General features: G+C 44.7%; 20 protein-coding genes. 17 read left to right on the top strand and 3 right to left on the bottom strand.

Annotated elements, in window-relative coordinates; all coding sequences use genetic code 11:
- Nucleotides 1-2: 2 nt before the first annotated feature.
- From trpS to rpe, 3 genes are read right to left on the bottom strand one after another with little or no spacing between them, the layout of a single operon-like run.
- Nucleotides 3-1,010 carry a tryptophan--tRNA ligase gene (trpS, locus tag ACWA50_RS03190; protein WP_431053884.1) on the bottom strand — a complete coding sequence of 336 codons (1,008 nt, stop codon included), beginning with the start codon at nucleotides 1,008-1,010 and terminating at the stop codon, nucleotides 3-5.
- Between the two features lie 17 nt (nucleotides 1,011-1,027).
- Nucleotides 1,028-1,690 carry a phosphoglycolate phosphatase gene (locus ACWA50_RS03185; protein ID WP_431053883.1) on the bottom strand — a complete coding sequence of 221 codons (663 nt, stop codon included), beginning with the start codon at nucleotides 1,688-1,690 and terminating at the stop codon, nucleotides 1,028-1,030.
- A gap of 11 nt (nucleotides 1,691-1,701) precedes the next feature.
- The gene (rpe, locus tag ACWA50_RS03180) at nucleotides 1,702-2,385 is read right to left on the bottom strand and encodes a ribulose-phosphate 3-epimerase (RefSeq protein WP_431053882.1); all 684 of its coding nucleotides are present in this window, start codon (nucleotides 2,383-2,385) and stop codon (nucleotides 1,702-1,704) included.
- A 114-nt stretch (nucleotides 2,386-2,499) separates the two neighbouring features.
- Here rpe and araC point away from each other — a divergent pair, with 114 nt between their 5' ends.
- The 17 genes from araC (at nucleotide 2,500) to ACWA50_RS03095 (ending at nucleotide 22,650) form a co-directional block, all read left to right on the top strand.
- Complete coding sequence (gene araC / locus ACWA50_RS03175) at nucleotides 2,500-3,429, top strand: arabinose operon transcriptional regulator AraC (RefSeq protein ID WP_431053881.1); 930 nt, start codon at nucleotides 2,500-2,502, stop codon at nucleotides 3,427-3,429.
- 249 nt (nucleotides 3,430-3,678) lie between these two features.
- Nucleotides 3,679-4,662 (top strand): substrate-binding domain-containing protein, encoded by a 984-nt coding sequence (locus tag ACWA50_RS03170; RefSeq protein ID WP_431053880.1) that lies wholly within the window; start codon nucleotides 3,679-3,681, stop codon nucleotides 4,660-4,662.
- A gap of 83 nt (nucleotides 4,663-4,745) precedes the next feature.
- Nucleotides 4,746-6,224: a sugar ABC transporter ATP-binding protein gene (locus tag ACWA50_RS03165; protein WP_431053879.1), complete on the top strand. Its 1,479-nt coding sequence runs from the start codon at nucleotides 4,746-4,748 to the stop codon at nucleotides 6,222-6,224.
- The gene (locus ACWA50_RS03160) at nucleotides 6,214-7,182 is read left to right on the top strand and encodes an ABC transporter permease (RefSeq protein ID WP_431053878.1); all 969 of its coding nucleotides are present in this window, start codon (nucleotides 6,214-6,216) and stop codon (nucleotides 7,180-7,182) included. Before ACWA50_RS03165 ends, ACWA50_RS03160 begins: the two co-directional genes overlap by 11 nt.
- 5 nt (nucleotides 7,183-7,187) lie before the next feature.
- Nucleotides 7,188-8,138: an ABC transporter permease gene (locus ACWA50_RS03155; protein ID WP_431053877.1), complete on the top strand. Its 951-nt coding sequence runs from the start codon at nucleotides 7,188-7,190 to the stop codon at nucleotides 8,136-8,138.
- 18 nt (nucleotides 8,139-8,156) lie between these two features.
- Nucleotides 8,157-9,839, top strand: coding sequence for a ribulokinase (locus ACWA50_RS03150; RefSeq protein ID WP_431053876.1), 1,683 nt, complete (start codon nucleotides 8,157-8,159; stop codon nucleotides 9,837-9,839).
- A gap of 214 nt (nucleotides 9,840-10,053) precedes the next feature.
- A complete protein-coding gene (locus tag ACWA50_RS03145; protein WP_431053875.1) occupies nucleotides 10,054-10,938 on the top strand; it encodes a substrate-binding domain-containing protein in 885 nt (294 codons plus the stop codon).
- 66 nt (nucleotides 10,939-11,004) lie between these two features.
- Nucleotides 11,005-12,516, top strand: coding sequence for a sugar ABC transporter ATP-binding protein (locus tag ACWA50_RS03140; RefSeq protein ID WP_431053874.1), 1,512 nt, complete (start codon nucleotides 11,005-11,007; stop codon nucleotides 12,514-12,516).
- The gene (locus ACWA50_RS03135) at nucleotides 12,513-13,469 is read left to right on the top strand and encodes an ABC transporter permease (RefSeq protein ID WP_431053873.1); all 957 of its coding nucleotides are present in this window, start codon (nucleotides 12,513-12,515) and stop codon (nucleotides 13,467-13,469) included. Before ACWA50_RS03140 ends, ACWA50_RS03135 begins: the two co-directional genes overlap by 4 nt.
- On the top strand, nucleotides 13,466-14,410 hold the full coding sequence (locus tag ACWA50_RS03130) for a tagatose kinase (RefSeq protein WP_431053872.1): 945 nt from the start codon (nucleotides 13,466-13,468) through the stop codon (nucleotides 14,408-14,410). The genes ACWA50_RS03135 and ACWA50_RS03130 overlap by 4 nt, the downstream gene beginning before the upstream one ends.
- Nucleotides 14,403-15,434 carry a LacI family DNA-binding transcriptional regulator gene (locus ACWA50_RS03125; RefSeq protein ID WP_431053871.1) on the top strand — a complete coding sequence of 344 codons (1,032 nt, stop codon included), beginning with the start codon at nucleotides 14,403-14,405 and terminating at the stop codon, nucleotides 15,432-15,434. Before ACWA50_RS03130 ends, ACWA50_RS03125 begins: the two co-directional genes overlap by 8 nt.
- Nucleotides 15,435-15,555: 121 nt before the next feature.
- The gene (locus ACWA50_RS03120; protein ID WP_431053870.1) at nucleotides 15,556-16,308 is read left to right on the top strand and encodes a DeoR/GlpR family DNA-binding transcription regulator; all 753 of its coding nucleotides are present in this window, start codon (nucleotides 15,556-15,558) and stop codon (nucleotides 16,306-16,308) included.
- A gap of 240 nt (nucleotides 16,309-16,548) precedes the next feature.
- Nucleotides 16,549-18,315: an L-fucose isomerase gene (gene fucI, locus ACWA50_RS03115; protein WP_431053869.1), complete on the top strand. Its 1,767-nt coding sequence runs from the start codon at nucleotides 16,549-16,551 to the stop codon at nucleotides 18,313-18,315.
- 130 nt (nucleotides 18,316-18,445) lie between these two features.
- Nucleotides 18,446-19,936 (top strand): L-fuculokinase, encoded by a 1,491-nt coding sequence (gene fucK, locus ACWA50_RS03110; RefSeq protein ID WP_431053868.1) that lies wholly within the window; start codon nucleotides 18,446-18,448, stop codon nucleotides 19,934-19,936.
- A gap of 12 nt (nucleotides 19,937-19,948) precedes the next feature.
- On the top strand, nucleotides 19,949-20,401 hold the full coding sequence (gene fucU / locus ACWA50_RS03105; protein ID WP_431053867.1) for an L-fucose mutarotase: 453 nt from the start codon (nucleotides 19,949-19,951) through the stop codon (nucleotides 20,399-20,401).
- Between the two features lie 34 nt (nucleotides 20,402-20,435).
- Nucleotides 20,436-21,083 (top strand): L-fuculose-phosphate aldolase, encoded by a 648-nt coding sequence (locus ACWA50_RS03100; RefSeq protein WP_431053866.1) that lies wholly within the window; start codon nucleotides 20,436-20,438, stop codon nucleotides 21,081-21,083.
- Nucleotides 21,084-21,114: 31 nt separating this feature from the next.
- Nucleotides 21,115-22,650, top strand: coding sequence for a sugar ABC transporter ATP-binding protein (locus tag ACWA50_RS03095; RefSeq protein ID WP_431053865.1), 1,536 nt, complete (start codon nucleotides 21,115-21,117; stop codon nucleotides 22,648-22,650).
- The last annotated feature ends 12 nt before the right edge of the window (nucleotides 22,651-22,662 follow it).

The following is a 22,662-nucleotide window of genomic DNA, read 5'->3' as shown; positions in this document are numbered from 1 at the left end:
TTTTACGGTCTTGCCACAAATCCGACCGTATCATATACCTTACGCAAGGTTTCGGCGGCTCTGGCTTGGGCTTTTTCCGCCCCTTCGCGTAAAATACGGTTTAACAAGGCTTCATCATTACGGAAATGTTGGAAGCGCGCTTGCAGTTCGGTCAGCATGGCTGACACTTCATCGGCAACCGCACTTTTCAGGTGTCCGTACATTTTGCCGTCAAATTCCGCTTCTAACTCGGCAATGGTTTTGCCGGTTACGCCGGATAAAATATCCAACAAATTGGACACTCCGGCTTTGTTTTCACGGTCGTATTTCACCACTGGCGGCTCGTCGGAATCGGTGACCGCTCTTTTGATTTTTTTCGCCACCGCTTTCGGATCTTCCAACAAACCGATCACGTTGTTGCGGTTGTCGTCGGATTTTGACATTTTTTTGGTCGGTTCTAACAGTGACATCACGCGCGCCCCGGCTTTCGGGATAAAAGCTTCCGGCACAGTGAACGGATCGCCGTACAGCGCATTGAAACGCTGGGCAATATCACGGCTGATTTCCAAATGTTGACGTTGATCATCGCCCACCGGCACTTGATTGGCTTGATACAGCAAAATATCCGCCGCCATTAGCACCGGATAGGTAAACAAGCCGACATTGACGTTTTCTTCGTAGCGCGCAGATTTGTCTTTAAACTGGGTCATACGGCTCATTTCGCCGAAATAACTGTAGCAGTTCAGCACCCACGCCAGCTGAGTGTGTTCCGGCACGTGCGATTGCACAAAAATGGTGCTTTTTTCCGGATCGATTCCGGCGGCAAGGTAAATCGCCAAAGTATCTAAGGTCGCATTGCGCAAGGCTTGCGGATCTTGGCGCACGGTGATGGCGTGCAAATCGACAATACAAAACAGGCAATCAAATTCGTCCTGCATTTTCGCCCATTGACGCAGCGCGCCCAAATAGTTGCCGATGGTTAATTCGCCCGACGGTTGCACCCCGCTGAATACGACTGGTTTTTTGCTCATGGTTATTTTCCTTAGAATTAATTGATCACGTTTAAAATATCGGCAAAATCGTCAAACACCCAATCCGGATTAGATTCGCTGATCGGAATATTGTAATTGTAGCCGTAAGTCAGCCCGACCACCGGACTGCCTGCGCTGTGTGCCGCCAGAATATCATTTTTTGAATCGCCGACAAACAGCAGTTGTTTCGGACAAATCCCGAATTTGCCGCACAGATAGTACAACGGCGCAGGGTGTGGTTTAATCGCCGGTAGCGATTGACCGCCTAATAATTCGGAAAAGAGATGATCGATACCGAACGCCGCCAGCACCGGCTGCACGTGCTTGGTCGGCTTATTGGTCACCACCGCCAACAGATAGCCCTGCGCTTTCAGGGTTTCTAAGGTCTGTTTTACCTTCGGATAAAGGCGGCTTTTATTGCAAATATTTTCACCGTAATAAAACCCGAACCGTTTTTTCAGTTGTCGGATTTGTTCTTCGTCCAGCTCCGCTTTGCTCCATTCCAAGCCGCGTGCCAGTAGCACCTCAGCCCCGTTGCCGATCCAGGTCAGCACCAACTCTTCAGGCGCTTGCGGCAAGCCGACCTCGGCAAAGGCTTGATTAAGCGACAGGGCTAAATCGGGCAAACTATCGACCAGCGTGCCGTCCAGATCAAAGGCAATCAGTTTAAATTGGCTCATGTTTCTCTTCCTTAAATCACATCATTTTTCAAACCGGCAAGCTGTTGGCGCATTTGCGTGATGACCTGCACATAATCCGGTTGATCGAAAATCGCCGAACCGGCGACAAACATATCCGCGCCGGCAGCGGCGATTTCCGCGATATTGTTCACTTTCACCCCGCCGTCCACTTCCAAGCGAATGTCAAAACCGCTTGCTTTAATCCGCGACCGCACTTGGCGCAATTTATCCAAGGTCGCCGGAATAAAGGATTGACCGCCAAAGCCCGGATTGACCGACATCAGCAAAATTACATCGACTTTGTCCATCACATAATCCAAATAAGACAACGGCGTTGCCGGATTGAATACCAACCCCGCCTTACAACCGCAACTGCGGATCAACTGCAAAGTGCGGTCGATATGTTCGCTGGCTTCGGGGTGAAAGGTGATGTAATCCGCCCCTGCCGCCGCGAAATCCGGAATAATCCGATCGACCGGCTTCACCATCAAATGCACATCAATCGGCGCGGTAATCCCATAATCACGCAACGCCTTACACACCGCCGGCCCAAAGGTCAGATTCGGCACATAATGGTTGTCCATCACATCAAAATGAATCACGTCAGCACCGGCTTCCAGCACGTTTTTGACATCATCGCCTAAACGCGCCAAGTCCGCAGAGAGAATCGAAGGAGCAATTAAATAGGGTTGCATAAATCACCTTTTGTCGTCTGAAAATATCGTTTGAAAAGTCATGAAAGTGCGGTAAAGAGGGGTAGTTTACTACTTAATCGGAGGAGAGTTAAGGGATTATCTTGGATAAACGGATTGAATTATGCCAGAGATAACGGTATTTTTATCCGCATTGATTTTGTAATGAGTGAGTATCTGATTTTGGACATAAATCGACAAAAACAAGATGTGCCGCTATTGTCTGATTATCCGTTTGATATGGATTTGGTGGCGGGTCGTACACTCATTGAAAAAGATAATTACCTTGATGATATTATCAATCGTCCGCAGGGGATGAAAGGCTATATTATTAACTTAACGACCAGAGGGCGAGGGGCGGTTTTTGACGGTGAAAAAACATTTTTGGCCGATAAAGGGGATTTGTTACTGTTCTCGCCACAAGCTATTCACCATTATTGCCGGGAACCTGCCTATTATTCGTGGTACCACCAATGGATTTATTTCAGACCAAGAGCATTCTGGATAGATTGGTTACGTTGGTCCTCAACAGAAAATGGTATCGGACGTTTGAGCATTCAAAACAAAGAAGAGTATCAAACTATCTTAGATTTATTTATGAAAATCGAAAAACTTTCAAAGGAAAATGAAGTTTTTGCCAAAGATACCACGATGTGCTTTCTCGAATTATTACTGATAAAATGCGCCAGATTAGATCCTGAGAATGTAGAGCATAAACCGCATAATGCGCTAGATTTGAGGATTGATACGGTATGCAACTTGATTTTAAATGATCTTCAGCAAAACCATAAAATCGATTACTTTGCCAGACGGGTAAATCTGTCAACCTCCAGATTAACTCACCTTTTTTCGGAACAATTGGGCATGAGTCTTACCCAATGGCGGGATAACCAACGTATGGAAAATGCCAAGAAGTTATTGTATACCTCGGATATTTCCATTATGAGTATTGCCAAACAAGTTGGATTTGATGATCAGCTGTATTTTTCAAAAGTATTCAAAAAATATTGCGGAGTCAGCCCGTCCGTCTTTCGTCACTCTAGATAAATTTAAACAAGTGACCGTCATCACAAAAAAATTTCTTCTGCCAAATAGTCTATATAAATAGCCGAATTTTACATATAACTTAGGATAGCTTTCGGCTATTATTCCGACAGACTAAAAAATCACCATGAGTTGTTATGATTTTATTTATTTAAAATCATGGGGTTGTATTGTTTTTTAGTCATGCATATTGATAGGGATGTAATATGCCAATAGCAAAAATAACCATGTTCATAATATATGAGGTGAATAATGAAAAAGCTGACGATTAAAAATCTATTATTGACGGGGCTATTAGGTATGACGGTTCTTGTGCCGAATGTCATGGCAAAAGATGTCGAGATAGTTAATATTTCTAAAATAGCAGGTATGCCATGGTTTAACCGTATGGCGGAAGGGGTTGAACAAGCTGGAAAAGATTTTGCTGTAAATGCTTATCAAATTGGACCTTCCAGTACGGATGCGCCACAGCAAGTCAAATTAATCGAAGATTTGATCGCCAAAAAAGTCGATTCGATTTCGATTGTGCCAAATGATGCAAATGTTTTAGAGCCGGTGCTTAAAAAAGCAAAACAGCAAGGCATTGTCGTGCTGACACATGAATCTGTCGGACAACCCAGTGCGGATTGGGATATCGAAATCATTGATAATGCCCAATTTGCCGCTGATTACGTAGAAGAAGTGGCTAAAGTTATGGATGGAAAAGGCGGTTATGTGATTTACGTCGGCGGTTTGACTGTGCCGCAGCATAATCTTTGGGCGGATCTGTTCGTCAAATATCAGAAAGAACATTATCCGGAGATGTTCGAAGTGACAACTCGTATGCCGGTTGCTGAAAATATTGACGATGCTCGTCGTACCACATTGGATTTGATGAAAGCGCATCCGGATTTGAAAACGGTCGTTTCTTTTGGTTCACAAGGTCCGATTGGCGCCGGGTTAGCGGTGAGAGAGAAACGGATGAAAGATAAGTTCTTCGTTTTCGGTATGATGATTCCTTCCCAAGCCGCTTCTCTGATTAAGAGTGGCAACATCACCATGGGAATTACCTATGATCCTGCTTCAGGAGGTTATGCTCTCGCTGCGGTAGCTGCCAAGCTATTAAAAGGTGATGAAATTATTGATGGTTTTGAAATTCCTAACGTAGGTAAAGCCGTTGTGGATAAAGATAACCGTCTGATTCAATTCCATAAAGTATTAAAAGTAACGAAAGAAAACATCGATAGTCTGTATTAATTGAAGTGTAAAATTATGGATTCTCTTTGGTATGGGAATCCATAATATTTTGATAAGGAATCTTCATTTTAAAGGTGGTTATTATGACTTTTATTACCATGGAAAATATTTCTAAAACCTTTTATGGTGTGAAAGCATTAAATAGTGTCTCATTGACCTTAGATAAAGGTGAAGTGTTGTGTTTGGCCGGGCAAAATGGTTGTGGTAAATCAACACTAATCAAAATTTTGTCTGGGGTCTATCAACCAGACAAAAATGCCAAAATAAAAATAGATGTTGATGAATATAGCCAATTAACACCAAAAGAATCTATTAAAAAAGGCATTCAGGTTATTTATCAGGATCTTTCTTTATTTCCTAATTTAACGGTAGCTGAAAATATTGCAATCAATTTATATCATGATCATTTTTTATCGAGCAAGAAAAATATTAATTCAGTAGCGACAAAGACCTTAAAAAATATTCATGCTGAGTTAGACCTTAATGCCATTGTCGAAACATTGTCTGTTGCTCAACAGCAATTGGTTGCGATTTGCCGAGCACTGGCACAGGAAGCACGTTTGATTATTATGGATGAGCCGACAGCCTCTTTGACGGTGCAAGAGGTACAATCGTTATTACGCATTGTACAGCAGCTTAAAAATGCCGGTATCAGTATCATTTTTGTAAGCCACAAGTTAAATGAAGTCATTTCGGTATCCGATCGGGTAATGGTACTAAAAGATGGAAACCTGGTCGGGAATTATCCGATAGCGGAAATGAATGAGAAAAAATTAGCTTATTTAATGACAGGTATTGAGTTTAATTATGAGAAATTATTACCAATAACAGGATCAGAGCCTCTTTTAACGGTTAATAATTTATCTAAAACGAATCAATACCAAGATATTTCATTCTCAGTACATAAAGGAGAAGTTGTTTCCATTATCGGTTTGTTGGGTTCTGGCAGGACTGAGCTCTGTTTAAGTTTATTTGGGGTGACATCGCCAGATAGCGGAGAAATTATTTTAGATAATAAAAAAATCGAATTTAAAACTAATCGTGATGCAATTGCTTCAGGTATTGGATATGTATCAGAAGATAGAATGGCAACCGGGTTAGTGATGAATTCATCGATTAAGGATAATATTATCTCAACTATTTTTAATAAAATCACTTCAAAAATCGGTTTGATTGATGAGGATCGTGTTACATCATATAGTAATTATTTAATTAACCAGCTAAAAATTAAGTCTCCGGATTCTGAATTGCCAGTGAATACTTTGTCGGGTGGTAATGCACAGCGGGTTTCTATTGCTAAATGGCTAGCTATTAAACCTGATTTGTTAATTTTAGATGAGCCGACTATTGGCGTTGATATTGCTAATAAGGAAGGAATTTTTAATATTGTTAAATCGCTTTCTATTCAAGGTATTTCTGTAATTGTTATCACAGATGAAGTTGAAGAAGCTTACTATAACAGCCATCGAATTTTTGTTATGAAATCAGGAAGAATAAGTCATGAATTTTTAGCGAGCGAAACAAGTGAAAGTGAAATTTTGGAGGCGATCAATGAAAAATAAATCTATTTCGCAAAATTTCTTTTTAATGATAACCATATTGGTTATTTCTATTTATTTAACGCTTAAAACAGATGATTTTCTGACAATAGAAAACTTTTATGACGTGATTAATAGCTATGCAATGTTAGCTATTTTAGCTTGTGGTTTGTTTATTGTGCTTATTTCCGGTGGGATAGATATTTCTTTTCCGGCAATAACAATAATCTCACAATATATTATGGTGTCATTTATCATGCAGTATGATGGGAATTATTTGGTGGTTTTTCTGATTTCTATTCTATCGGGGATTACGCTAGGGTTAATTAATGCTTTCATCGTGAATAAACTCAATGTTCCTTCTATCATTATTACCATATCAACCTTAAATATATTCTATGGTCTCTTATTATATATTACCAAGGGAACTTGGTTGTATGATTATCCGGCTTGGTTTCAAGAGGAAGTTGTTTTATTCAAATCATCAACATCAGATGGATTTGAATATGGTTTGTCTTTTCAGTTCATGTTATTACTTGCTGTCATTTTTCTGACAGGCTTTATCATGAATAAAACTAGTATTGGTCGAAAAATTTATGCATTGGGTGGTAATGCCGAAGCGGCATCAAGAGTTGGTTTTAGCTTATTAAAACTTCATCTTTTTGTTTACGGTTATATGGGATTTACCGCAGGAATCGCCGGAATTGTCCAATCTTATACCGTGCAAACCGTTGCGCCTGATTCATTATTGGGCTATGAGCTGACGGTGTTAGCGGCAGTGGTACTCGGCGGCACTAGCTTGATTGGCGGAAAAGGAACATTGTCGGGCACGATAATGGGGGTGGTGTTACTTGCAATCATTCAAAATGGATTGAATCTTTTAGGGATTTCTTCGTACTGGCAAACTGTCGTTACGGGTCTCATTATCGTCTTCAGTGTGAGCATGACTGCATGGAGTCAGCGAAATAAGATGGGAGTATAATCGTTATGAAAAAGCTTAATGACAATTCCTTTAAATACCTGATGATATTATTGATCGGTATCACGTTAATGTTTAGCTTTTTGATTCCGGATATTTTTTGGTCGTTAAATAATTTCCAATCGATAGCTTCGCAAATGCCGATTTTGGGTGTGCTAACACTGGCAATGGCGATTACGATGCTAACGGGTGGTATTAATTTATCGATTATTGCCACTATGAATTCATGTTCACTGGTTATGGCATTTTATTTGGTAAATAATCCGTCTTCAATTTTAATCGCAATATTATTGGGATTGGTTACTGCGATTATTATTGGATTGGTGAACGGTTTATTAATTGCGGTTGTCAGGGTGTCTCCTATCCTCGCCACGTTAGGAACAATGACGCTATTAAATGGTGTAAATGTTTTATTATCAAAGGGCTCTGCAGTTTCGAATTTTTCCGATAGCCTTCTGATACTAAACAGTGGTGCTTGGTTAGGTGTGCCGATTCCATTAATTATTTTTATTCTGTTATCGATTGGATTGTGGATTATTTTTGATAAAACGACACTTGGAAAATCAATTTATTTTATTGGTAATAACGAACGAGCAACGTATTTTTCTGGAATTAATACTAAAAAGGTTCTTGTTTTAGTCTATGTTATTTCCTCTATCCTTTGTGTGGCAGCCGCACTTTTAATGATGTCTAAACTGAATTCCGCTAAAGCCTCTTATGGAGATTCTTATTTATTAACGGCAATTTTAGCCACAGTGCTAGGTGGAGTAAACCCTGATGGCGGCAAAGGAAAATTAGTTGGTATTCTAATTGCGTTAATCATGCTACAGACATTGGAAAGTGGGTTAAATATTATTGGTGTTAGCAGTTATATCACTATGGCATTATGGGGTGCATTATTAATTGTGTTTATTTTCTTACAAAAATATCAATTTAATTTTCTCACAAGAAAACAATAATTATAGAGGGTTACCATTATGTTAGAAAAATTTGTTATCGGCTTGGATTTTGGTAGTGATTCCGTTCGTTCATTATTGGTAAATTGCCAAAGCGGGGAAGAAGTTGCCACCTATGTGATTAATTATCCGCGTTGGAAAAAAGAGCTTTATTGTGATTCGGAAAATAACCAGTTCCGTCATCATCCTTTAGACTATATTGAATCAATGACGGAGGCGATTTGTAAAATTACACAAACCATCGACGAAAATGTGAGACAAAATATTGTTGGTATCGGAATTGACGCTACAGGTTCGACCCCCGCCCCAATTGATGAACATGGAAATGTTTTAGCATTAAAAGAACAATTTAAAGACAATCCGAATGCAATGTTTGTCTTATGGAAAGATCATACGGCAACGAAAGAAGCCGATTATATTACCGAATTATGCCATAGCGGCAAATATCCGGATTATACGAAATATATCGGCGGCATTTATTCCGCCGAATGGTTTTGGGCGAAGATAACCCATATCCAAACGATTGATACTGAAGTCAGACAACATGCGGTGAATTGGGTTGAATTATGTGACTGGGTACCTGCGTTACTGTCCGGTACAACCGCGCCTGTGCAGTTAAAAAGAGGTCGTTGTACTGCGGGACATAAAAGTTTATGGCATCCGGATTGGGGTGGTTTACCGTCAATTGAATTTTTGCAGGCATTACACCCATCAATTACAGAGAACTTGCAAACACCGCTCTTTACCGAAACTCAGACGGCAGATATTGCCGTCGGTACGATAACTGCCGAATGGGCAGCAAAATTAAATTTACCTTCGCAGGTCGTAATTTCAGGTGGCGCGCTGGATTGCCATATGGGAACCGTTGGTGCCGGCGCATCAAAAAATACTTTGGTTAAAGTGATCGGCACCTCTACCTGTGATGTTCTGATTACGGATTATGAAACGGTAAATAGGCGTTCTATTGAGGGAATATGCGGTCAAGTTGATGGTAGCGTTGTGCCTAATGCCATTGGCTTAGAGGCTGGACAGTCCGCTTTTGGGGATGTTTATGCCTGGTTTGCCAGAATGCTAAGCTGGCCTTTAGATCACTTGCAACAGCAGCAACCGCACTTGCAACCGGATATTGACGCATTTAGGCAAAAATTATTAGTGAATCTGGCAGAAGAGTGGAATAGAAACCCGCGTCTAGAGCATTTGCCATTGACTTTGGATTGGTTTAATGGACGTAGAACGCCTTTTGCTAATCAGAAATTAAAAGGGGTTATTTCAGGTATTGGCTTAGGCACTGATGCGAGTTCAATATTTGGATCGTTGATTGTGGCGACGGCTTTCGGCTCCAAAATGATTATGGAATGTTTGGCTTCTCAACAAGTTCCGGTTGAAAAAATTATTGCATTAGGGGGTATTGCTCGGAAATCAGCGGTGGTAATGCAGACTTGTGCCGATGTGATGGAAAAGCCGATTCAGATTGTAAAATCTGATCAATGTTGTGCCTTAGGTGCTGCGATTTTTGCCGCCGTTGCTGCAGATGTTTATCCGACGGTAGAAGCGGCGCAAACGTTTATGGCAAGTAAAATGGAAAAAACATATTATCCGAACGAGAATCGGAGTCAACGTTATAGTCTGCAATATCAGCAATATAAAGAATGGACGGAAGCAACCGAACCGCTATATAACAAATTTTTTGAAAAAACACATTAATTTTGCATACTATTTTAATCATATTCAAAACTTGTCATATCGCCGCCGGTTTTAAAAATTGGCGGTTTATTTTTAGCAAAAAAGCTACCTGGATCATATTTTTGAACTTTTTTAATTTACACGTGTAAAGATGGTTGCTATAACTCAGATTGTACTTAGGCATTTTAAGTGCATTAGGATTTTAATCAGTCAATTCCAAAATTGGAGATGTGTTATGAAAAAATTATTCAAACGATTTCTTCTAGGTGGTGCAGTTGCAATAACGTGTGGTAGTGCGTGGGCGGCAGATTTGGTTGGTGCTTCATTATTGACTCAACAGCACCCGTTTTATATTGAACTTGCTGACGCAATTAAGGCGGAAGCAAAAGAAAAAGGCGTTGATTTAGAAGTGTCAATCGCCAATCAGGATTTGGGCAAGCAATTAGCCGATGTTGAAGATTTTATTGTGAAAGGTGCGAAAGCGATCATTATTTCACCAGTCGATAGTAAAGGCGTATTGCCGGCAATTAAAAAAGCGCAAAGTGCGGGGATTAAGGTGATTACGGTTGATGTACCTGCTGATGGAATCGAAGTCACATCTTACGTTGGCACTGATAACTATACCGGTGGGGTGAAAGCCGGTGAGCTGATGGCAAAAGTGCTGAATAATAAAGGCAATGTTGCGATTATTGATTACCCGACCGTGCAATCGGTGGTGGCTCGGGTTGATGGTTTTAAGCAAGCGTTATCAAATTATCCGGAGATTAAAATTGTCGCACAGCAAACAGGGATTACCCGTGCGGAAGCCTTAGCCGTTGCACAAAATATGTTGCAAGCTAATCCGGATATCCAAGGCATTTTCGGTTTTGGCGATGATGCCGCATTAGCGGCGGCTGTTGCAGTGAAATCGGCGCGCTTGCAGGATCAGGTTAAAGTAATTGGGTTTGACGGCATGAAAGAAGCCAGAGATGCGGTTGATTCTGATCCGGTTATGGTAGGTGTGATCCAACAATATCCTGACAAAATGGGACGGGAAGCGTTAAATACCGCAGTAAAAGTACTTGCCGGTGAAGAGGTTGCCAAAGAGCAGCCGATAGAGCCGGGTGTTTATACCAAATAGTCGCTTCAACCAAGCTTGTTGGCGGGATAGACTTTCCCCGCCGACAAGTGCGTAAGGACGGGGTGTATGATCGATCAGAATGATATTGTACTGGCGTTAAATGGAATTGATAAATCCTTTGGGGCTATTCATGCATTAAACAATATGAATTTGACGGTTCGGCGTGGACGTGTACATACCTTATTGGGTGAAAATGGTGCGGGCAAATCCACCTTGATGAAAATTTTGGTGGGTGTTTATCAAGCCGATTCGGGCGAAATGTTGTTAAACGGTGAGAACTATCAACCCAAATCTCCGCAAGATGCGGCTAATTCAGGATTATCCATCGTTTTTCAAGAGTTGAGTTTAACCAATAACTTAACCGTCGCACAGAATATTTATGCCAATCACGAACTTTCTCGTTTTGGTTTTATCAATGATCGTAAAATTGAAGAACAAGCCATTGCACTGATTGATTCGTTAGGCTTGCCGATCCATGTTGGGGCAAAAGTTGGCGATCTCTCCATCGCGCAACGGCAATTAGTTGAAATTGCGAAAGGCTTGAGCCGTCCTTCCGACATTATTATTCTTGATGAACCCACCTCTTCCTTATCCGATTCCGAAGCAGAAATTTTATTCTCGATTATTGATAAGCTGACGCAATCTGGAAAAGCGGTAATTTATATTTCTCATCGAATGGAAGAAATCATGCGCTTATCTGATGATATTACCGTCATGCGTGACGGGGAATATGTTCAGACCGTGTTAAAAACAGCAACGACGATTGATCAGCTGATCGCGCTGATGGTTGGTCGCCGTATGGATCAGATCTATCCTCCGCCGCTGACCAAAATGTTTAGCGATTCTACCAATCCCGTCTTAGAAGTCAAAAATCTAAGCGTAAGCAATAAAGTGAATGATGTCAGCTTTGACTTAAAACGCGGTGAAATTTTGGGTTTTTTCGGCTTAGTCGGGGCAGGGCGATCCGATGTGATGAAAGCATTATTCGGCGTGCTTGCTTATCAAGGGGAAGTCTATTTGAATGGCAAATTGGTTCATATCAATCATGTTGATGTGGCAATTCATCACGGCATTGCATTTGTAACCGAAAATCGTAAAGAGGAAGGCTTGGTTTTGTCCGCTTCTGTTCGACACAACACTACGATGGCGGCGTTACCGCACTTTTCATTCAAGTGCGGTTGGCTAAATCATGCCGGTGAAGCCTATGCGGTGAAAAATGCAATTCAACAATTAGCGATCCGCACGCCATCGGGTGAAGTTGCGGCGAATACCTTATCAGGAGGCAACCAGCAGAAGGTCGTTTTGGCTAAATGGCTGACAACGCAACCGCAGATCCTGATTTTAGATGAACCGACCAGAGGTGTTGATGTCGGGGCTAAATTTGAAATTTATAATATCATCAGGCAATTAGCCGCTAGCGGAACGGCAATTTTATTAGTTTCTTCAGAGTTGCCCGAAATTTTGGGGCTGTCTGATCGTATCGTTGTGATGGCAGGGAAACGTATTCAAACTATTGCCGCGGCAAGTTCATTAAATCCACAGCAAATTATGGCGGCAGCAACGGGGCAAATGCTATGACAAAACACGATCGTTTAATGCAGTATTTACGCCAACTGGGCGGTATTTTTCTTTCGCTTATCGTGTTGAGCGTATTTTTCTCTTTTGCCAATCATCGTTTTATGTCATTGGCAAATTTTATGAATATCCTGCAACAAGTCTCCGTTGTGGCGATTGCCGCGTTTGGTATGACATGGGTTATTTTGCTGGGGGAAATTGATCTCTCAATCGGCTCAATCATTGCCGTGAGCGGTATGGTTGGGGCGCAAGTGTTGGCATTGGATTATGGCTTAATTCCCGCTTTGTTGGTGACATTATTTGCCGGAGCGGTGATGGGATTTATCAATGGCGCATTGACGGCAAAATTGGCATTGCCTTCGTTTATTGTGACGGTGGCAACCATGGGCATTTACCGTGGAATGGTCAGCTTGCCGACCAATGGCGCGCCGCAGATGATAACCAATGACAGTTGGACAGCAATCGGCAATGAATCTTGGTTTGGGATTCCGATTGTGATTTGGATTTTACTCATCTTATTCTTAATTAATCATATTGTACTTTCGCGTACCGTTTTTGGTCGCAAGGCTTATCTCACCGGTGGAAATATTGAAGCCGCACAATATTCAGGCATTGCAACGGCAAAAGTGAAAATCTGGATTTTTACATTATCCGGCTTGATGGCGGCAATTTCCGGTATTTTGTTGTCATCGCGCTTATATTCGGCACAAACCAATGCCGGCATGGGATATGAACTTGATGCGATTGCGGCGGCGGTGCTGGGCGGAACCAGTCTTGCCGGTGGGGTCGGCACGATGATTGGCACCTTAGTCGGGGCTTTGATTATCGGTATTTTGAATAACGGCATGAATATGATGTCGGTGCCTTATTTTTACCAATTAATTGTGAAAGGTATCGTGATTTTAATTGCGGTATGGCTTGATGTGCGATCCAAGAAAAAGCGGAGCAAAGCATGAAACATAAAGTATTAACCATTGGCGAAATTTTAGTTGAAATTGTGGCAACCACGAAAGGAAACGGTTTTTTAGAAACTCAGCCGTTACTTGGTCCGTTTCCATCGGGTGCTCCCGCAATTTTTATCGATCAAGTCGGAAAATTAGGAGTGCCTTGTGCCATTATTTCACGTGTCGGCAATGATGATTTTGGTCGCTTAAATCTCAATCGTTTGCAACAAGATAATGTGGATATTCAAGGGATTTCCATTACGCAAGATAGACCAACCGGCAGTGCGTTTGTGCGTTACCGAGAAGATGGCAATCGCAATTTTGTATTTAATATTGCGCATAGTGCCTGTGGCGAATTAGATGATAATCCGCAAATTGCTCGATTATTGCAGGAGTGCAGTCATTTACATTTGATGGGAACCGCACTTTCTTCGCCGGGACTGCGTACGATGGCATTAAAAGCCATGCAAGAGATTAAAGCACGTGGCGGTACACTCTCTTTTGACCCGAATTTAAGGGCGGAAATTATGACGGAAAAATTGCAAGTTGATCTGGAAACGGTATTAAAGCACACTGATCTGTTTTTACCGTCAGGCGAAGAACTCTTTCTCTGTTCTCAAACCCGTGATGAAATAACGGCGATTAACGAGTTGTTTGCTATCGGCATTAAAGAAATTGTATTAAAACGCGGGAAAGCAGGCGCAAGTTATTTCACCCAAGGTAAACAGATCGATATTGCTCCTCATCAGGTCGAAGAATTGGATCCGACCGGTGCCGGTGATAGTTTCGGCGGTGCATTTATCAGTTATTGGATTAAGGGTTCTTCTGCGGAAGAGGCATTACGTTATGCCAATGCCGCCGGCGCAAGAGCGGTCACTTACCTTGGTCCAATGGAAGGCACATCAACACGTTCAGAATTAGAGGCTTTTTTACAAGAAAGAATAAATGGATAAAAACAAATCGCTTTCGTCAATCAACACCATGCAACAGCTTGCGGCTTATGTCGGCTTGTCACGGCAAACCTTATCGAAATATTTTAATGATCCGCAACAGGTAAGCGCACAGGCGCAACAATTAATTCAAACGGCTATCGAAGAAACCGGATTTCGCCCTAATTTATTTGCCAGCAATCTAAAACGGAATAAAAGCCGGGTCATCGGGATTATTATTCCGAGTATCACCGATCCGTTTTATATGCAGCTGGTTTCAAGAATCTCAGAAATGGCGGAAATCGCCGGTTATTTTACTTTTACTTTGCCGTCGAATGGTAAACAGAGCATTGAAGCGGAAGCGGTCGCAAAATTAAAATCCATGAATGTTGCCGGTGCATTTGTTGTCCCGTTGGGAAAATCTTCAGTACAGAGTAAATTGCGTCATATGGAAGATAGCTTGCCGATAGTTTATCTGGATACGCCACCGGCACATTATGCACCGTTTATCGGCACGGATAATCAGCAAGGGATCACATTATTGGTAGATTATTTATGCCAAAAAGGAACGCCGCCGGCTTTTTTGGCCATGCCGGAAATTAATCGCAATGCGAATACCCGTTTGCAGGCTTATTACACTGCAATGGAAAAAAATAAACAAAGTCCGTTTGTTTTGACGGCGAACGGCACTGACTGGCAATTTGAAACATACGGACATCAGCAAACCGCACTTTGGTTAGCAAGTGAGAAGTGCAAAACCTATCAGGCGTTACTTTGTGCCAACGATCGTTTAGCCTATGGCGCATTACTTGCTGCTTGGGAAAGAAAATTGCAAATCGGTAGCGCGCGCGGGCAATTTAAAATCGCCGGACATGACGATCATCCATTAGCAGCCTATACTTGCCCGCCATTGACCACTGCAGCACAACATTATGATGTTATGGCAAAAACAGCGGTAGATACGCTGTTAAATCTAATGGAAAATAAATCACTAACGTTTGTACAACAGTTAATTCCGATGACATTAGTCGAAAGACAATCGGCTTAAAGGGCAAACTATTCTAGATAGCGATATTGAGTGAAATTGAAAACCTTCTACCAATCCCCCTCAATACCCCCTATAATCAAATTGCCCGATTTGACCGATTTTTAATAATGGAAAATTAATCATGAAAGAGAGAGAACGTTTTATTCTGGAGCAGTTGAGTAAGCTGGGGAAGGTGGATGTGAATCAGTTGGCGCTGGAGTTGATGGTGTCGTTGGAGACCGTGCGGCGTGATTTGGGCAAGCTGGATCGCAAAGGGTTGTTGCACCGTACCCATGGCGGTGCTGTGGGCTTGAAGGCGAAGGACTTAGGGCGGTCTTTTCAGAATCGGCAAAAAAGCAACTCTGACGCCAAGCGGTTGATTGCGGAAAGTGCGGTGGAATATGTGTTTGAAAATGTGGTAATCGGGCTTGATGCCAGCACCACCAGTTGGTATTTTGCGCAGGCAATGCCGGATATCCCCTGCACCGTTGTCACCAATGCCATGCATAATATCAATGCATTAGCGACGAAAAGTAATATTAAAACCATTGCGACCGGTGGGGTGTATTCGGCGAAATACGATGCGTTTTACGGCCCGTTATCGGAACAGCTATTGCAACGTTTGCATATCGACATCGGAATTTTTTCCTGTATCGGGGTGGATAACGGTGGCTCGGTGTGGGAGTCAAACGAATTGAATGCGTCGGTCAAACGCAAGATTATGGCGGCTTCCGAAAAGAAATTTTTACTGGTGGATAATACAAAATTAGGGCGCAAAAGTCTGATGAAAATTTGTGATTTGTCGCAAATTGATATTCTGTTTTGTGATGAATTGCCGCAGGGTGAGCTGGCAACGTATTGTGAGCGGCAGAATTTATTGGTTATCACGCCTTAATCCTCTCTTTTTTTCCATTGTATGAAATGCCCGATTTGACCGTTTTAAGTGATTTAAATTTAAATCGGGCATTTTTTACCGCATTTTTTTCTCTTATTTGAGGCTTTTTCGTGATTTTTATCACGAAATCGTACTGTTTTTAAACAAACTGCTTTTCAAGCCGATCATTTCTCTTGAAGATAGATTTCAGAAAAGTCTGAAAAATGTCCATTCTACTTCATGATTAAGAGGAACGGTAAGATGAGTTTAGCAAAATCCCAAGCAGTGAAAATCGGTATTCGTCCGACGATTGACGGTCGTCGTTTAGGTGTACGCGAATCATTGGAAGATCAAACCATGGCAATGGCGCAGTCGGTCGCTGCGTTGCTGTCCAGCCAAGTGCGACACCCTGACGGCAGTTTTGTCGAGTGTGTGATTGCCGACAGTTGTATCGGCGGCGTGGCGGAAGCGGCGGCTTGTGCGGAAAAATTCAAACTGAATAATGTCGGCGTGGTGCTGACGGTCACACCATGTTGGTGTTATGGTTCGGAAACCATTGATATGGATCCGCATATGCCGAAAGCGATTTGGGGCTTTAACGGCACGGAGCGCCCGGGGGCGGTCTATTTGGCGGCGGCGTTGGCGGGGCATTCGCAAATGGGCTTGCCGGCGTTTTCGATTTACGGCACAGAAGTGCAAGAAGCCGGAGACACCACTATTCCGCAAGACGTGCAGGAAAAACTGTTGCGTTTTGCGCGCGCCGGTCTGACCGTTGCCAATATCCGCGGCAAGTCTTATCTCTCGATCGGTGCGGTGTCAATGGGGATTGCCGGTTCTATCGTCAATCAATCGTTCTTCCAAGACTATCTCGGTATGCGCAATGAATATGTGGATATGACCGAAATCAAACGCCGTTTGGATCGCCAAATTTACGATCAGCAAGAAGTCGATTTAGCCGTAAGCTGGGTGAAACAATATTGCCAAGAAGGAATTGATGTCAACACGCCTGAACATCAGCGCAATGCGGAGCAACGAGCCGAACTGTGGGAAAACGTGGTCAAAATGGCGATTATCACCCGTGATTTAATGGTCGGCAATCCAAAACTTGCCAAGTTGAATTACGGTGAAGAAGCGTTGGGACACAATGCGATTGCCGCCGGTTTCCAAGGACAGCGCCACTGGACGGATCACCTGCCGAACGGCGATTTTATGGAAGCGATTCTCAACTCCACCTACGACTGGAACGGCGTGCGCCCGCCGTATATTCTCGCCACCGAAAACGATTCATTGAATGCAGTCTGTATGCTGTTCGGCAATCAATTGACCGGGCAAGCGCAAATCTTTGCCGATGTGCGCACCTACTGGAGCGAAGACGCGGTGGAACGCGTGACCGGTTTCCGTCCTGAAAGCGGTTTTATCCATCTGATTAACTCCGGTTCGGCGGCATTGGACGGCACGGGGCAACACCAAGACAAAGACGGCAAGCCGGTGATAAAACCGGCATGGGAAGTGCGCGAAGCAGACGGCAAACGCTGTTTGGAAAACACCCGTTGGTGTCCGGCGGTGCACGAATATTTCCGTGGCGGCGGCTATTCGTCGCAATACCTGACCAAAGGCGGCATGCCGTTCACCATGACGCGGATCAACATCATCAAAGGGATCGGACCAGTGCTGCAAATTGCCGAAGGTTGGTCTATCGATCTGCCGCCGGCAGTGCATGAAACCCTGAATAAACGCACCAATGAAACGTGGCCGACCACTTGGTTTGTACCACGCTTAACCGGCAAAGGCGCATTCACCGATGTCTATTCGGTGATGGCGAATTGGGGGGCGAACCATTGCGTGGCGACTTTCGGCCACGTCGGCGCAGACTTCATCACCCTTGCCTCGATGTTGCGGATTCCGGTGTGTATGCATAACGTGGAAGATCAACAAATCTTCCGTCCAAGCACTTGGAGCGCATTCGGCATGGATAAAGAAGGGCAGGATTACCGCGCCTGTGCCAACTTCGGCCCGCTGTACCGCTAATTCATAACCTAACACAAGGGCGGCAACCGATGTCGCCCGAGAGATTCAAAGTGCGGTTTTGACAACCGCGCTTTCCCGAAACGGATTGTCCTGAAGCGAATTCCTGCTGTGAACAGGAAGGGGGAGCTTTATGCCTATTGTTCTGATTTTTGACTGCGGCGCAACCAACACGCGCACCATTGCCTTAAATGAAAAAGGCAAGATTTTGGCGGCGCACCATATTGCCAGCGCAACCAAAAGCGGGGCGGAATCGGCGGAATATCATATCTGGGATTTTGCCGAAATCTGCGACAAGCTGGCAGAGTGCGCGCGGCATGTGGTGGTGCAACTCAGTCATCAACATTATGATATTCAAGAAATTATCGGCATTTCCGTAACCACTTTCGGCGTGGACGGCGCGCCCTTTGATCGCGACGGCAAGCAGATTTATCCGATTATTTCATGGAAATGTCCGCGCACCATTCCGATTATGCAAAACCTTGCGGATTACCTCGATGTGGAACAGCTTTATACCCGTAACGGCATTGGGCTGTACAGTTTCAACACCCTGTTTAAGTTGTTGTGGTTAAAAGAAAACCAGCCTGATATCTATCGGCGCATGGATAAATTTGTCTTCATCTCCTCCATGCTGACCCACTGGCTGAGCGGCGTGTTCAGCACCGATAAAACCATGGCCGGCACGTCGATGTTGACCGATCTGCAAAGCGGCGGTTGGGATTCGCAAACCTTATCGCTGTTAGATCTGAATGCCGGACATTTTCCGCCGATGGTGGAAGCCGGTGAGGCGGTTGGCGAACTGCGTGCGGAAATTGCCCATGAAATGGGGTTGCCGAGTGGTATCCCGGTGATCTCTTGCGGACATGATACCCAATTTGCGATTTTCGGTTCAGGGGCGAAACCGAATCAGCCGGTGCTCAGTTCCGGCACATGGGAAATTTTGATGGCGCGCACCGCCAAAGCCGAACCGCACTTTGACTTAATTCATCAAGGTTTAACCACCGAATTTGATGCCAAAACCGGCTACTTCACTCCCGGTGTGCAGTGGTTGGGGTCGGGCGTATTGGAATGGGTCGGCAACCGCTTTTATGCCGACGTGCTGAACACGCCGCACTACTACGAAACCATGATCAGCGAAGCGGAACAGGTTGAGGTCGGCGCGGGCGGAATCGAGTGGCACGGTAATTTCAACAATGCGGAAGATTTCGCCCACCGCGGCAGGATCGGCGGTTTGTCGTTGCACAGCGAACGCGGGCAGATTTACCGTGCGGCATTGGAATATATGGCATATCAGCTCAAGTGCGGTTTGCAGACCCTACAGCAAGTCAGTCGGTTTGAGGCAAGCAGCTTGATTTGTGTCGGCGGCGGCTCGAAAAACCGCCTGTGGAATCAAATCCGCGCCGATGTGTTGGGCTTGCCGATTGAAATTGTCGATGTGGCGGAAGCCACCGTATTGGGCGCGGCAATGTTCACCTTCGCCGGTGCGCAATATTACCAAAGCATTGAAGTGGCGCAACGGCAAATGCAGCCGCAGCGCAAGGTTGTGCAGCCGTCACCGGACAGTGCGGCGTATCAAGTGCGGTTGCAGGCTTACCAGCAGCATATGGCAACGATTAACCCATAAGGAACGATGATTATGTTAAAAGGCATTCACCCGGCAATTTCGCCGGAACTGTTAAAAACCTTGGCGGAAATGGGACACGGCGATGAAATCGTGCTATGCGACGCGCACTTTCCGGCACATCAGCTCCATCACCGCGTGATCCGTGCCGACGGCATTGACGTGGCAACGCTGCTGACGGCAATCAGCCCGCTGTTTGAATACGATCAATATGTTGAAACCCCGTTGGTTATGATGCAGGCGGTCGAGGGCGACAGCCTTGATCCGAGTGTCGAAGCACGCTATCGCGCTGCGATTGAAAGTGCGGTCGGCAGTTGCCCGAATCTCAGCCGCATTGACCGTTTCGCATTTTATGATCGGGCTGAAATGGCGTATGCGGTGGTGGTGAGCGGCGAATTGGCAAAATACGGCAATATTATTTTGAAAAAAGGGGTTACGTCGATTGCGCCGATTGCAGCGATCGCATAGCCGACACAGATTTTAAATTAGTTAAGGATAACATATGAACAGACAAGCTCTCTCCCGAGAAATTATCGACACCTGCTTGGAGATGACCCGTTTAGGGCTGAACCAAGGCACGGCGGGCAATGTCAGCGTGCGTTACAACGGCGGTATGCTCATCACCCCGACCGGCACGCCCTATGAATTATTGACCGAAGATTCGATCGTGTTTGTCGATGCCGACGGGCATTACGACGCCGGTAAATTGCCGTCGAGCGAATGGCGGTTTCACCATGCGGTGTATCAAGCGCGCCCTGATTTGAATGCGGTGGTGCATAACCATTCGCTGAATTGTTCGGCGGTGTCGATTTTGGGCAAAGACATTCCGGCAATTCACTACATGATCGCCGTCGGCGGCACAAACCGTATTCCGTGTGTGCCTTATGCCACTTTCGGCACACCGAAACTGGCGGAATATGTGCAGGACGGGATTAAACAGAGCAAAGCGATTTTATTACAGCACCACGGTTTGATCGCCGCCGAGAAAAATCTGAAAAAAGCCTTATGGCTGGCGCATGAGGTGGAAGTGCTGGCAACCTGGTATCTGCGCTTGTTGGCGATTAGCGATAATGTGCCGGTGCTGCCGGACGAGGAAATCGAAGTGGTGTTGGGCAAATTCAGCACCTACGGCTTACGCATTGAAGAATAACTTAAGTGGAATAACTTAGGCAGGAGGGAACATGGAAAATCCATCGCAAGCAGCGCCACTGCTGTCCATGACCAACATCAGCAAATCTTTTGGGGCGGTGCAAGCCCTGAAAGACGTTCATCTTCAGCTGCGCAAAGGCGAAGTACACGCCTTAATGGGCGAAAACGGCGCAGGCAAATCCACCTTGATGAAATGCCTGATCGGGGTGTATCACCCCGAAGTGGGCGACATTGTGTATAAAGGCAAAAAAGTGCGGTTTGAATCGGTGTTGGAGGCACAGAAAAACGGTATCAGCATGATCTTCCAAGAGCTGAACCTGATACCGCACTTGACCGTTGCCGAGAACATCTTTTTTGCGCGCGAGCCGCTGAAACACGGCTTGGTGGATAAACGCAAAATGAACCGTGATTCGGCGGAATTGCTGTCAATGTTTGATATTGATGTTGCCCCGACCGACATTGTCAATACGCTGTCGGTGGCGAAACAGCAAATGGTGGAAATAGCCAAAGCGTTGTCGTTTGATGTGGAAGTGTTGATTATGGACGAACCCACCTCCGCCCTGACCGAAAAAGAGATTGATCGCCTGTTTGAGTTGGTACACCGCCTGAAAAGCAAAGGGGTGTGTATCGTGTATATCTCGCACCGCATGGAAGAACTGCAACGGATTTGCGATCACATCACCATTTTCCGCGACGGCACTTATGTTTCCAACCACCGTTTTGCGGAAATCACCATGGATCAGATTATCACCAAAATGGTCGGGCGCTCGTTGGATAACCATTTCCCGCCAAAAACCGCACTTATCGAAGATGAGATTATTCTGTCGGTGATGAATGCCGAACGTTACGGCGTATTTAAACCGCTCAATTTTGACTTGCGCCGTGGCGAAATTCTGGGGATCACCGGCTTGGTCGGGGCAAAACGCACCGAATTGGCACGTTCGATTTTCGGCGCTGATCCGCTGGATAAAGGCGAGATTTTTGTCCATCACAAAAAAGTGTCGATCAAAAGCCCTGCCGATTCGATTAAGGCGGGAATCGCCTATCTGTCGGAAGACCGCAAACTCAACGGTATCGCGGTGCGCATGTGTATCCGTGAAAACATTACCATGGCGGCAATGGATAAAGTGTGCAGCGAGTTGGGCGTGATTTCGCACGATGCCGAAGTCAACGCGGCGGATACCTTCGTCAAAAAAATGGAGATCAAAACCCCGACGGTCGAGCAGTTGGTGAATAACCTCAGCGGCGGCAACCAACAAAAAGTGGTGATCGGCAAATGGCTGTTCCGCGACGCGACGGTGATGATTTTCGACGAACCGACGCGCGGGATTGACGTCGGTGCGAAATATGCGATTTATCAACTGTTGGACGAACTTGCCGCTAACGGCGTGGGCGTGATTGTGATCTCGTCGGAGCTGCCGGAAGTGTTGGGGGTGTCCGATCGGATTATTGTAATGCGTGAGGGGCAGATGACCGGCATGTTGGAAACCAAACAAACCGATCAGGAAGAAATTATGCAGTATGCCACCGGCGTGAAAAATATGTTTGCCAGAGACTATGTTCGTTAAAAATGGGGTGAT

The organism is Testudinibacter sp. P17/SS/0325 (genome assembly GCF_053570765.1).
This window is presented reverse-complemented; position numbering and strand designations above follow the sequence as displayed.